Below are 12,842 nucleotides of genomic sequence, written 5' to 3'. Positions count from 1 at the left end.
CTCCTCTCGTTGTATTATTTTCCGCTCAATGCGTTATGAATGGTATCGAGCCAAACCGGCGCGCTCAGGCTAAATGACTCCAGGAATTTCAGATCGAATCCGCGGAAGAAACCACTGAGCACAAATAACAGAACAATCACTGTCATCATGATCTTAGTCACTTTATTCCAGCCGCTTTCCTCAACACCTTTACCAATTAAAATACCCAACACCAGACCAGGTACGGCGTTACCCATAATTAGCTGAGCCAACCCGCCAAAAATAGTGGCCCAGAAACCAGAGCGACGCCCGGCATCAATAGCCGCCAGCCAGAAAATAACCGGCATCACAGTGTTAACCAGAATATTTGCTGCTGGTACCAATACTTTAATGGCCGTAACCTGTAATGCTGCTGGTACCGCAGAAGCAGTGGTGTTTAGGAAACTGACAACAATAACCCCGATAATCCCGCAGGCAATTGCCATCTTTTTCGGGTTATGCATGGTTTCCGCTACATTACGATTTTTAATCATCAATGCGGCGGCACCCCAGTTAGGAATGATGCGGTGGTCGACATCCTGAGTAAAGGCACCTGCTGCCACCGAAGAGGCCCAGGCGTTGAAGAAGAAGCCTAATCCAAAGGAGAAGTGCGACGCCGGATCTCCCTCGCATGAGTTCAGTTCGCCCAAGGTACGAAATGCCCCCATCCCCTGTATTGTCGGTGCATGAAACATACGGGCAGCCCCAACACCTACCCCCACACCGACCAGTCCGCCGATAATAATCGACTTAAAAAGAATGATTAGAAACATCAGTATATCCTTTTCATTTAGATATGAAGACGACCTTATCCGTATTAATAATTATCACGTTCACGGTAATATCTAATTCAACGCTATATGTCTTTCTTTCACGCGGCAGGAAAAAGAATAAAAACTTCTCATTTTTAACTGATAATTCTGCGTTTAATACTTTTACGTCTTGTGGCTCAATCCGTAACAGAATATTTTGTGTCGATTTCAACACCGTACTCTGGACATTACCGAGTGCGTTAGCGAAAGCTTTTTCCTTAGTATCGCCTTTACCTTTCACTTGCACCTGAGTGGTATATTGCTCTTTCATTACGGTTGACCGTATTTCTTGATATAAGCTTCGACTAATCTCTGGCCTAATTCTTCTTTATCCATAAATCCGAAGCCCAGCACTTTGCAGCCTTCATTTATTGCCGTCACGCCTTCTTCCACAGAACGCATGCCGTATTTTGCTTTGTAACCATATTTATTTTGCGCCGTAATAGCACCCGCACCGCCACTGCCGCAGAATGAAATGCCAAAGTCAGCTTTTTCACTGTTCATCACATCACCCAATTTCATGTCTGCGGCAACACCGGGAATAACCACTACGCGGCCACCAGCCAATTCAACACCCTGGCCCACTTTTTGGCCTTTACCTAAACGGTCGCCAATCACAACGGTAATTTGACTCATAGTCACTTCTCCAGATCACTGTTTTATGGGTTATTGTCTTTCGCTACTTCAAAATGCACCGACAACAAATAGGCTTCTTCAATGGGCAAATTGGCAAATTTATCGACCACTTGCTGGGCCATTTGCATCGAATGTGCTGAAATCTCATCAAATAATGATTTATCCACTTCAGGTAATGGCTCACCAGTTATGGAACGCAATACCATGGCACGAATATGTGATGTCAACATTTGTTGCTGAACTTTATTGGTAAAAATATTTTCACTATTTAACATCGCGGTAATTTCAGCTAATACCCGCTCAGTAATAATCATTACCTCTTCTTTTCCAGGTTCCTCGGCGGCATTTAATGCGGCTACATCATTCACGCTGGCAATCCCCTATTTTTGCTATATCCGTCATACTTCAGGTTGTAGGGCCGTTGGCTGCGTTTTCTCGCCCTAGTGACTTACTTCAGGGACTCACTCCTTTGCCGCCTACCCACAACTCGAATTATTTAAGGTCTGTAACAACTTTCTGACGATAAAGATAAGTTCAGTTATCTTCTCTCTGCGCTGTAACATCACCCTACCTGCAAGCGGAATAGCTGTGTAGCGGCTTTTTTTCCAGTTCAAAGTGGAAATGTAATGTACCGGTGGGATCACTTTCGCAAAAAACGCCTGTTAGATAGTTAACTTAATCATTAACAACAAAATAACTTTTATATAAATACGTCAGTGCGGTTTGTAGTGGAAAAAAGTTCGTGATCCTGATCTCTTTCTTTTCTAGTCAGAAGCGCCTAATATCAGATAAATATTTAGCTATTTTCTAACACCCCCTCTCCTATGGCGCGGGGGTGTTGTTTTTATACCCTAAATAATTCGAGTTGCATGAAGGCGGCAAGGGAGATAATCCTGATGAGCTTACTGTGTTGTAAGTGATTCGGGTTATTGAGCGCAGCTAACACACATGCAGCTTGAAGTATGACGGGTATATGTTTTGTTGAAATTGAATTGGAGAGTAGTATGACCAAGCCAACCATCACGATTAACGAGCTGGATGCTGAACGTTTGGATGCGTTACTGGCGCAACCGGCTTTTGCCGGTACAGTGGTCGCTCAAGCGCTCAATGAAGAACTGGATCGTGCAGAAATTCTGCCACCAAACGCCATTCCGGCAGATGTGGTGACCATGAATAGCCGTGTGCGTTTTCGCGATCTGAATAACCAGGAAGAGCATATCCGCACGCTGGTGTATCCGGCATCGCTAAAAGACAGTAACGAACAACTTTCAGTGATGGCTCCGCTGGGCGCGGCATTGCTGGGGCTGCACGTCAATGATGAAATTAGTTGGAAGCTACCAGGTGGGGATGAAGCCCGCATTACTGTGTTAGAACTGCTGTACCAGCCAGAAGCAGCCGGTGAATATCACCGCTAACACTATGACCAAAGCCATTGGCGTTACCGCCAGGCGGCAAATGGACAAGCCCCGAATCACTGACTCAAGTTAGTGATTCGGGTGAAAGGGATTATTAACGATACTTTTTATGGTAGGTATCGCGGGTCGGTTTAAAGTCTTGCGCTGCTTTTTTAGCTTCATCGAGCTTGCCTTGATTCGCTAATGCCAGCGCACCATCAATCTGCCCGATAAATAAGTCCAAACCATGACGGAAATCCTTCACCTCCGCGCTACCCTCGCCTTTACTCTTCAACTTGGTAGGTATGCCCTTTTGTGCATCCTGCGCCGCTGCACGCATCGCCTGCAAGCCTTGCTTCATCACATCAGTAGAGTCAGCCTTCAACACTTTGCCGTAATTATCAGCAATGGTTTCCATGTTATCAGCCACGCTGGCAGCCATCGCTAAAGTGCTGGCGCTGAGTAACACCGCCGCCATTAACGCCATCATTTTCTTACCCATGCTCACATTCCTTCTATACCCTTCTAACGTGGCGTTGCAGCAGGGTTTCGCAGCAAGACCAAATTGGGGATGGGATTATTGTTATTGAAATACTGATCATTAGTACATTGCTCACACTTAACATAGGCAATAGACACTGAAACTGACAATGATTTCTTGTAATCAATTAATAAATGAGATGAGGGCTGAATAAAAATCAAAAAAAAAGCCAGCAACCAATGCCAGCTTTAGATGTGAAGCTACACGATGTTATTCGCCCGCAATCTTCATCGCAGGTAATAAAACAGAGCCACACTGAATGTTACTGCGGGTTTCGATATCACTGCCTACGCTGACGATATTACGCAGCATATCTTTCAGATTACCGGCAATCGTTATCTCACTGACTGGATACTGAATCTCACCGTTTTCAACCCAAAAACCTGCCGCGCCGCGGGAATAGTCACCGGTTACGGTACTGACACCCTGGCCCATCAGTTCAGTTACCACCAAACCTTTGTCCAATTGCTTCAGCATTCCGGCGAAATCCTGCCCCTGACCGGCAATGCGCCAGTTATGGATGCCACCAGCATGACCGGTACTTTGCAGCCCCAGTTTACGGGCTGAATAGCTGGTCAACAGATAGGTTTGCAGTATCCCATCTTTAACGATTTCCCGTTGTAAAGTACGCACACCTTCACTATCGAACGGGGTCGAAGCCAGACCACGCAGTAAATGTGGGTGCTCTTCAATAGTTAACCACTCAGGTAAAATCTGTTTACCCAAATGATCGAGCAAGAAGGTCGATTTACGGTAGATATTGCCGCCGCTGATCGCCGAAACCAAGTGACCAAACAAACCGGTCGCCACTTCAGCGGCAAACAGCACCGGTGATTGCATGGTCGGCAGTTTACGTGGCGATAAGCGGGATAAAGTACGACGAGCGCACTCCTCACCAACCCATTCCGGGCTGGCTAAATCTTCCATCCGCCGGCCAATGGTATAAGCGTAATCTCGCTCCATATCACCATTATGTTCAGCGATAACGCTGCTGGAAAGCGAATGGCGACTTGAGCAATAGCTCTGTAACATGCCGTGGCTGTTACCAAACACCTTGATGCCATAATGGCTGTTAAAACTGCCACCTTCGGTATTGGTAATCCGCTTATCGGCCTGCAATGCAGCCTGCTCCGCCCGGGCGGCCAGCAAGATACCTTGTTCTGCATCCAAATCGCTCGGATGGAACAGATCCAAATCAGGCGCCTCAAAAGCCAGCAGCGATTTATCTGCCGCGCCAGCGTAAGGATCAGGTGAAGTGTAACGAGCAATATCCAGCGCAGCCTGCACCGTGCGGGCGACTGCATCTGGATTTAAATCGGTGGTAGACGCGCTACCTTTACGCTGCTGGTGATAAACAGTAATTCCCAGCGCACCATCGCTGTTGAACTCCACATTTTCCACTTCACCAAAGCGAGTGCTGACACTAATTCCGGTGGTTTTACTTACAGCGACTTCGGCCGCATCAGAACCCGCACGGGCCAATTCCAAAGCCTGTGCAACCGCTTGTTCCAGCGTTTTACGCTGTTCTGCAACTTGAGTGACTACTTTCATCAGTCTGCCATAATTAATGAGATAATCGTTCAGGAAAGAGTCGTAACACGACGACTTACACGGATACAATATAGAACGCCATGGTTCTGAGTCTATCAGAGATCTTTGTACTATTTCGCAGAAAGCCAACAACCTGCTACGATTAGCCTCTTTTTAAGGAATTTGACCATGAACAAACAGCCCGAAGATTGGCTAGATGAAGTCCCAGAAGATAAAGACGAAGATGACGATGAAATTATCTGGGTCAGTAAAAGTGAAATTAAACGTGATGCCGAAGCACTGAAAGAACTCGGCACCGAGCTGGTTGAGCTGGGTAAAAATGCGCTGGAGAAAATCCAACTGGATGAAGATCTGCTGGCAGCCGTTGAACTGGCACAGAAAATCAAGAAAGAAGGCCGCCGCCGCCAGATCCAGTTAATTGGTAAAATGCTACGTGCCCGTGATGTAGAACCTATCCAAACCGCATTGGATAAGCTGAAAAATCGCCATAACCAACAAATCTCGCTGTTCCACAAGCTGGAAATGCTGCGTGACCGTTTGGTTGAAGAAGGTGATGTCGCGATCCCTACGGTGTTGGATCTATATCCAGATGCGGATCGCCAACAACTGCGTAGCCTGATACGTAATGCCCAGAAAGAGAAAGCCACTAACAAGCCGCCGAAATCATTCCGTCAGATCTTCCAATATCTGCGTGAACTGTCTGAAAAGCAGCAATAATCGGGCGGGGCCGGGTCTGACTCGGCTCCCGACTCAAGAAGGCTAATTCACACTATATTGAAACGCAGGCTGCCTGCTAACTCCTCTTCCGCTTCCTCAAGCAGCAGCACAATCGCACCAAAGCGGCGTTTGTGGCGGTGATTGAAATGAATAAATTCAATCTCTACCGGTAAGGCTATCTCACCGGTGACCACATCCCACAGAGCATCCAGATTGGCGCCAAAATCTTCGCTCAGCGCAAATTTTTGGCAAAATGCGCGGTAAAATGCAGGAAGATCGGATATATGGTCAAAATCAAATACCACTTTTACCATCTTCTCACTCCATCCGAATGAAACGCTTGTAGTGATCCTGAGTTAGATAAATCAGGCCATCATTGGAGTACAGCAAACGATCGCTACCGCGATGCCCACAACGATAATTAACATCGGCTTCACGCCAGTTACGGCCTTTCGCCTCAGGCAGTTGGCGTTCACGGTTAGAAAAACGATCGCCGCCAATCGCTCTGCCTGGCAATACTTTACACAGATTGCCGTCTTTGGGATCCCAGCCCTGCGCACGCGCCTGCTGCTTGGTAAGATAAAAATCCGGCAGGCGATGATGCACTTGTAGGTATTTAGCCACCTGCTGGTGCTGGGTCAATTGTTCAATCGATGCAGGTGCCGATAAAGGTGGGCGTTCCAGATCCGCCGATTGGCCGATATCACGCGCCGTGACACCGCCAATCCCCTGCAATGCCGCCACTGCCAGCAACAGTATCGCGCCCAGAATGGCCATAAGTCGTTTATTCATGGTTCTCCTTAACCCTCAGGCTGCCAATAACTGTTGTGCTGCTCATTGCGATAACCCATGCCCACGTTTTATTCACCAATCCAATTTATAAATTACCCAAATGCAAGGTTTTGACTTCCATAAACTCATCTAACCCCAGCACTGACCCTTCACGGCCAAGGCCAGACTCTTTAACACCACCGAAAGGTGCCAGCTCAGTAGAAACTGAACTTTCATTGACACCAATCATACCGCTTTCCAACGCATCTGAAACCCGGAATACACGTTGCAGATTCTGAGTATAGAAGTAAGCTGCCAGCCCGAACGGCGTGTCATTAGCCCGTTTGATAACTTCCTCTTCGGTTTTGAAGCGGAAGCAGGCAGCCAGTGGGCCAAATGTCTCTTCAGAGGCGACTTTCATCTGCTCATTAGCATCGGCAATAACTGTAGGCTGGAAGAAATTCCCCCCCAGTTGATGACGACTGCCCCCCACCAGCAGGCGACCGCCCTTCTCAAGCGCATCTTTGACGTGATCCTCGACTTTCTCCAGCCCGGCGATATTAATCAATGGCCCCATATTGACGTCTTTATCCATACCATTACCAACATTAAGTTTTTTAACCTCAGTGGCTAAACGGCTGACAAACTCGTCATACACGCCATCCTGAATATAGAAGCGATTGACGCACACGCACACCTGCCCGGCATTGCGGAATTTACATGCCATCGCACCAGCAACTGCGGCATCCAAATCAGCATCATCAAACACGATATATGGCGCGTTACCGCCCAGTTCCATGGAAATTTTCTTCATGGTGGCTGCGGCATTACGCATTAAGGTTTTGCCAACTTCGGTTGAGCCGGTAAAGGAGATTTTACGCACTTCCGGGCTGGCCATGATGGCATCACTGATGGCATGCGTATCGCCCGCAACACCATTGAGTACGCCAGCAGGCACACCGGCTTGCTCTGCCAATGCCAGCAAAGCAAACGCGGATAACGGCGTGTTATTGGCCGGTTTAATCAATCCGGTACAACCGGCAGCCAATGCTGGCCCCAGTTTGCGGGTTAACATTGCCAGCGGGAAATTCCACGGCGTGATGGCCGCCACCACACCAACCGGTTCGCGAGTAGCCAGAATGCGTGCCCCCTCTTTGGCTGGCGGAATAATCTCACCATTGGCACGTTTGGCCTGCTCACTAAACCATTGAATAAAGCTGGCGGCATAGGCGACCTCGCCTAAGGCTTCTTTCAATGGTTTACCTTGCTCAGAAACCATTATCTCAGCCAATGATTGCTGATGTTCCATAATCAACAAATACCAACGCTGAAGAATTTCCGCTCGCTGCTTGGCGGGTGTTTTTCGCCAGGCGGGGAAAGCCGCACTGGCGGCCTTAATCGCGGCTTCAGTTTCTTGGGTACCCGATTTAGCCACTTTCGCCACCAACTGGCCGGTAGCAGGGTTATGTACGTCGAAAGTGTCCTGCGCCTGATGCCATTTACCACCAACAAAATAGCCGATATGGTACACACCGTCGCTGTGTCGTTGGTTTTGTAATGGATTTTGCAATGGATCGCGTAATAGATTTTGTGCTGACATCTTGTCGACCTCCTGAGGGAAAGGATGCCCCCATTAATGGAGGGCGAGGAAGGTTGCTTCACTATGAAGTATATACCCAAAGAACTTGGAGTTGCAGGTAGGCAGCCAGTGAACGCATCCCGATGAGCTGACTCAGGTCAGTGATTCGGGTAAATGAGCGCCGCTAACAACTCTGTGGTTTCACTCCAAAGGAGATACTCAAAGTCATTGGAATCACAGGTAGGCAGCCAGTGAGCGCATCCCGATGAGCTGACTCAGGTCAGTGATTCGGGTAAGTAAGCGCCGCTAACAACCCTGTGATTTCACTCCAAAGGAGATACTCAAAGTCATTGGAATCGCAGGTAGGCAGCCAGTGAGCGCATCCCGATGAGCTGACTCAGGTCAGTGATTCGGGTAAGTGAGCGCCGCTAACAACCCTGTGGTTTCAAGGACGAAGAGTATCGCTAGATAAGCGCACTCTGATAACGATGCAACATATCCGCCAACCGCTTTACCGGGCGGATAACAGAATCAGGCGATTGATAATCGACTAATTTCTGCTGATATTGATCCAACTCTTGTAGTAAGCGAGCAAAGTAATAGCGCCGCTTCTGGTCATTTTTGGCATTGATAACCCGATCGGCGGTATAGCGGATCTGTTTGTGAAAAGCACTCAATTCAGCATTAACTGGGATCTCGGTGTTATTGAGCCGCTGATGGGCGATGATCAGCGTTAATGCCAGTCGATACTTATCAATATCACTGGGGAACATCATCAATAATTGATTCAGTTGTTGATACAACGCCGGTAGATGATTTTCGCTGCGGCGGGCTTTATTGGTGGTCAATGCCGATACAGCGCTGTAAACAAAGCGGTTTAGCAAGGTTCTGCCGGTTCGGTCCTTGGCATTATCGCGGATCAACAACAGCACAATCAGAGAAACGAAACAGCCGACAATCTGCCCCAGCGCACTGTCGAGGAACATACTGACATTAAACTCCATCGGGTTGCTCAACACCATAATATTGATGGTACTGGCCAATGTTCCCAGCGAGCCAAGACGGCGCTTTTGCACTTCGATACCAATAATAAATGCCAGTAATCCCAGACTGATACACAGCAACAGCATACTTTGCTGGGTCGCAGGGATAATAAACATGAAATAGAGCGCCCCAATAGGTAGCGCCATAATCACCCCTAGCAGGAAGTCGATCGCCACCATCCGTGGATTGGGGGTGCGCATTGCCAGTGAGGTCACCACCGCAATCATGACCATACAGCCCGCCCCGGATGTCCAGCCAGTCCACAGCCAGAATAGGCCGCCGATCGCCGTAGCAATACCGGTACGCAAGCCATTGATCATCGCATGATGACCTTCGGCTGAAACATGTTTGATTGGCTCATCGCCGTCCAGAATACCCTCTTCCACCCGGCTGATACTGCTGTTGGTATGAATCCCTTTTGATAGCAATAAATAGCGTGTCGCCGCCCCCACCCAACTGCTGATGGTCGCAGGGATCGCCGCACTGTGACTACCGCCAATATATTGACGCAATTTCTTCATCTGCTGATGAATTTCAGCCGGCGTCTCTGCCGGTTCACTCAGCATCGCTTTCAGCTCGGCACTGAGTAAGTCAGGATGATTGATCAATACCAGATAGGTCTCGCAGGCTTGAGTGATCAGGGCTAATGACGCCGTGTGCAATACCCGTAAGCGGCGGTTACAGCGCTGCCAGCGGGAAGATTCCATCATCAGATAACTACGCATCCCATTCAGTGCCGTGGTATTTTTAACCAGATCATTCCAGGCGCGATCGATATCGTTTTTTTCTGCCGGACGAATACATAACTGCAATAATTTATATTGATCTACCAACACCTTATCGACCAGACGATCAATATCCTGCTTGATCGATCGTGGTGAAAACAGCAGATCCGCCATCACCGCGCAGACGATCCCCAGCACAATCTCGCTACAGCGCTCGACTGCAAACTGCGGTGTCAGTAATGGCGTTTCACCGGTGGTGACAATGATAATCAGCGCGGTGTAACCCGCCAGCCCGAATGCGTAAGAGTTCTCAACCCGAACCAGTGAGGAGATCCAAGTACAAACGCCAGCCCACAAACAGCAAAGCATCAGGGTTAATACTGGTGCTCTGATAGTCAGAACGATGATAACCAAACCACCGATACAGCCGATGAATGTCCCGATAATACGTAACCAGCCTCGGTGACGAATCGCACCAGAGAATGGCTCACCGCCCGCAGCAAATGCCGGGCCAGCAGCAACAATGGCCGCCGTCAGCACCGACCAGCGTGGTGTTTCCAATTGCAGATGAAAGCCCAGAAACAGCGCGGCCACAATGGCAAAACTGAGTTTGAACGCAAAGCGCAGGCGAATAAAGGTCGGGCTGTTCATCTTAGCCGAACTCACGCAGGCGATGCATCAACTTAACAATCGGCGAAGCCTGATTAGGATTGCGATCAGTCGCCCCGGTTATCACCACGGTAGCCGTCGTCCCTGCGGGATAGGGATGCTGTTGATCTTCACTGTCCAAACGGATCTTCACCGGTACTCGTTGCGCCAACCGCACCCATTCCAGATTATTGTCAATCGTCGCCAACCCTTTGCTATCGACACTGCTACTGCTGTTGGTGACACCGGCGGAGACACTGTCGACAGTACCGTGCAAAATACGGTTGCTGCCCAGTGGGGTGATTTCCGCCCGATACCCGGCTTTAACCCCTTCCAGCTTGGTCTCTTCCAAATAGGCCAAAATATAGAAAGTATCTTTTTTCACCAGTGCAACGGCGGTGGCGCCACGGTTAATAAACTCCCCGGCATGAACATTCAGATTAGTCACCCAACCTTGTGCGGGCGCACGCACGGTGGTGCGTTCCAGATCAAGTTTGGCTAAATCCCGTACTGCGATAGCTTTTGCCAACTGATGCCTGACGGTTTGTAATCCGTTGTTGGACTGGTCAATTTCTTCTTGTGACATCGCCTGAATCCCTAAACGTTGCCGCCGACCGGACTCACGCTGTTTCTCCGCCGCCAGTGTTTGGTAATAGGCCACATCGGCCTCGGCTTCAGCCAACGCCTGCTGGTAGCGCGGTTGGTCAATAACAAACAAAATCTGCCCTTTCTGCACCAGTTGATTGTCTTTTACCGGCACATCGGTGATCAAGCCACTGACATCCGGTGCGATAGCCACCACATCGGCAGTGAATTTGGCATCACGGGTCCAGGGTGATTCGGTATAAAAAGCCCAAACGTTGAAAATAGCGATAACCGCCAGTAAAACCACCAATAAGGTGATGCCGATACGGATTATTTTTAATGAAAAAGTACTCACGGCGACCTCAGGAAAAAAGACGGGATATTAAATAGAAAAGACAACAATACAGCGCGGTATTAAAGAGTGCCGGATGCCAGACAAACTCATAAATACCAGTAGGTTGTAGCACACGGCGCAAAATAAAGAACAGCGCCAGCGAAAGGAGCAACTCAAAAAATATTGGCGGAAAAGAGAGGCCAAATATCACCATCACCGGAAGCAACGTCATTCTGTAGATCCTTTCTATTATAGGGTGCCGGTGAACCAGCCATAAGACTAACTTGTAGGTTAAACTTAACTAAGCAACATGACTGTAACCTTAGCGAGGCGAGATAACACTTCGACAGCGTGGCTTGCAAACCTAAAACGATTCTCCCGACAGCAGTATATTAGCCTGCTTATTATCACCTTATCTACGATGTGTGATCTAAATCACTTTTAAGCTACAGTTAACAATCAAGCGTTAGCAATCAACTCAGGGTGGACCATGGAAAGACTAAAACGGATGTCAGTATTTGCCAAGGTGGTTGAATGTGGGTCTTTTACTGGCGCCGCACGGCAGTTAGAAATGAGCGTGTCGTCGATTAGCCAAACAGTGTCAAAACTGGAAACCGAGCTGAATGTTAAGCTGCTTAACCGCAGTACTCGCCGCATTGGTTTAACTGAGGCAGGCCGAATTTACTATCAGGGTTGTCGGCGCATGTTGCAGGAAGTACAGGAAGTCCATGAACAACTCTATGCCTTTAACAACACCCCAACCGGAACCTTACGCATCGGCTGCTCATCAACGATGGCACAAAATGTACTGGCAACGATGACAGCAGAGATGTTGAAAGAGTATCCCGGCCTATCCGTTAATCTGGTTACCGGCATTCCGGCACCGGATTTAATTGCCGATGGTTTAGATGTGGTGGTCCGCGTTGGTGCATTACAGGATTCGGGGCTATTTTCACGCCGCCTTGGTTCCATGCCGATGGTGGTCTGCGCCGCCAAAAGTTATTTAGCACAACATGGCACACCAGAAAAACCCAGTGATATGACCAATTTCTCCTGGCTGGAATATAGCGTGCGACCAGACAGTAACTTTGAGCTAATCGCACCAGAAGGTATTACCACGCAAATATCGCCCCAGGGCCGCTTTGTCACCAATGACTCACAAACCATGATCTGTTGGCTTAAAGCGGGTGCCGGTATCGCTTACGCACCGTTAATGTGGGTAATAGAGGAAATTAAACGCGGCGAGGTGGAAATACTGTTTAAAAAATACCATTCAGATCCGCGCCCAGTATATGCACTCTATACCGAGAAAGATAAAATGCCACTTAAAGTTCAGGTCTGTATCGACTATTTGACCGAGTACTTTAAACGAGTGGCTGAGGTATATCAGGGATATCGCTAATACCTCTTTAGAGGTATTAGCGATATAATGCTCTATAGCAATATAAGAATTAATCTCATCTGATTGAGAAATATCCCATTGATAA

Annotated in this window: 15 protein-coding genes; 3 read left to right on the top strand and 12 right to left on the bottom strand. The window is 48.4% G+C overall.

Annotation, left to right across the window (positions count from 1 at the left end; all coding sequences use genetic code 11):
• Positions 1-14: 14 nt before the first annotated feature.
• From Q2T71_RS21060 to Q2T71_RS21045, 4 genes are read right to left on the bottom strand one after another with little or no spacing between them, the layout of a single operon-like run.
• Entirely contained in the window at positions 15-791 is a 777-nt protein-coding gene (locus Q2T71_RS21060; protein WP_004392358.1) for a DUF4311 domain-containing protein, read from the bottom strand.
• A 13-nt stretch (positions 792-804) separates the two neighbouring features.
• On the bottom strand, positions 805-1,101 hold the full coding sequence (locus Q2T71_RS21055) for a DUF4312 family protein (protein WP_372560417.1): 297 nt from the start codon (positions 1,099-1,101) through the stop codon (positions 805-807).
• A complete protein-coding gene (locus Q2T71_RS21050) occupies positions 1,101-1,466 on the bottom strand; it encodes a glycine-rich SFCGS family protein (RefSeq protein WP_004878063.1) in 366 nt (121 codons plus the stop codon). The genes Q2T71_RS21055 and Q2T71_RS21050 overlap by 1 nt, the downstream gene beginning before the upstream one ends.
• A 23-nt stretch (positions 1,467-1,489) precedes the next feature.
• Positions 1,490-1,834 carry a PRD domain-containing protein gene (locus Q2T71_RS21045; protein WP_083162222.1) on the bottom strand — a complete coding sequence of 115 codons (345 nt, stop codon included), beginning with the start codon at positions 1,832-1,834 and terminating at the stop codon, positions 1,490-1,492.
• 636 nt (positions 1,835-2,470) lie between these two features.
• On the opposite strand from Q2T71_RS21045, the gene rnk reads away from it, so the two are divergent.
• Positions 2,471-2,881 (top strand): nucleoside diphosphate kinase regulator, encoded by a 411-nt coding sequence (gene rnk / locus Q2T71_RS21040; RefSeq protein ID WP_372560416.1) that lies wholly within the window; start codon positions 2,471-2,473, stop codon positions 2,879-2,881.
• A 94-nt stretch (positions 2,882-2,975) separates the two neighbouring features.
• Here the strand turns inward: rnk and cybC are convergent, their stop codons facing one another.
• Both cybC and pmbA read right to left on the bottom strand, forming a co-directional pair.
• A complete protein-coding gene (gene cybC / locus Q2T71_RS21035; RefSeq protein WP_083162220.1) occupies positions 2,976-3,362 on the bottom strand; it encodes a cytochrome b562 in 387 nt (128 codons plus the stop codon).
• A gap of 249 nt (positions 3,363-3,611) precedes the next feature.
• A complete protein-coding gene (gene pmbA / locus Q2T71_RS21030; protein ID WP_372560415.1) occupies positions 3,612-4,952 on the bottom strand; it encodes a metalloprotease PmbA in 1,341 nt (446 codons plus the stop codon).
• A gap of 168 nt (positions 4,953-5,120) precedes the next feature.
• Here pmbA and yjgA point away from each other — a divergent pair, with 168 nt between their 5' ends.
• Positions 5,121-5,669: a ribosome biogenesis factor YjgA gene (yjgA, locus tag Q2T71_RS21025; protein ID WP_083162216.1), complete on the top strand. Its 549-nt coding sequence runs from the start codon at positions 5,121-5,123 to the stop codon at positions 5,667-5,669.
• Positions 5,670-5,716: 47 nt separating this feature from the next.
• Here yjgA and Q2T71_RS21020 read toward each other — a convergent pair whose 3' ends face one another.
• From Q2T71_RS21020 to aaeX, 6 genes are all read right to left on the bottom strand, one after another.
• A complete protein-coding gene (locus Q2T71_RS21020) occupies positions 5,717-5,983 on the bottom strand; it encodes a barstar family protein (protein WP_083162214.1) in 267 nt (88 codons plus the stop codon).
• A 4-nt stretch (positions 5,984-5,987) separates the two neighbouring features.
• The gene (locus Q2T71_RS21015) at positions 5,988-6,461 is read right to left on the bottom strand and encodes a ribonuclease (RefSeq protein WP_372560414.1); all 474 of its coding nucleotides are present in this window, start codon (positions 6,459-6,461) and stop codon (positions 5,988-5,990) included.
• Between the two features lie 85 nt (positions 6,462-6,546).
• Entirely contained in the window at positions 6,547-8,040 is a 1,494-nt protein-coding gene (locus tag Q2T71_RS21010; protein ID WP_372560413.1) for an NAD-dependent succinate-semialdehyde dehydrogenase, read from the bottom strand.
• 443 nt (positions 8,041-8,483) lie between these two features.
• On the bottom strand, positions 8,484-10,439 hold the full coding sequence (gene aaeB / locus Q2T71_RS21005; protein ID WP_372560412.1) for a p-hydroxybenzoic acid efflux pump subunit AaeB: 1,956 nt from the start codon (positions 10,437-10,439) through the stop codon (positions 8,484-8,486).
• Between the two features lies 1 nt (position 10,440).
• Positions 10,441-11,376 carry a p-hydroxybenzoic acid efflux pump subunit AaeA gene (gene aaeA / locus Q2T71_RS21000; protein WP_372560411.1) on the bottom strand — a complete coding sequence of 312 codons (936 nt, stop codon included), beginning with the start codon at positions 11,374-11,376 and terminating at the stop codon, positions 10,441-10,443.
• 7 nt (positions 11,377-11,383) lie between these two features.
• Positions 11,384-11,587: a p-hydroxybenzoic acid efflux pump operon protein AaeX gene (aaeX, locus tag Q2T71_RS20995; protein ID WP_372560410.1), complete on the bottom strand. Its 204-nt coding sequence runs from the start codon at positions 11,585-11,587 to the stop codon at positions 11,384-11,386.
• Positions 11,588-11,845: 258 nt separating this feature from the next.
• On the opposite strand from aaeX, the gene aaeR reads away from it, so the two are divergent.
• Complete coding sequence (aaeR, locus tag Q2T71_RS20990) at positions 11,846-12,757, top strand: HTH-type transcriptional activator AaeR (RefSeq protein WP_372560409.1); 912 nt, start codon at positions 11,846-11,848, stop codon at positions 12,755-12,757.
• Positions 12,758-12,842 lie beyond the last annotated feature (85 nt).

It is taken from the genome of Yersinia sp. 1652 StPb PI (assembly GCF_041538345.1).
GTDB classification, from domain to species: Bacteria; Pseudomonadota; Gammaproteobacteria; order Enterobacterales; family Enterobacteriaceae; genus Yersinia; species Yersinia enterocolitica_E.
The sequence above is the reverse complement of the archived record's forward strand: the minus strand, read 5'-3'. Positions and strand labels throughout refer to the sequence as shown.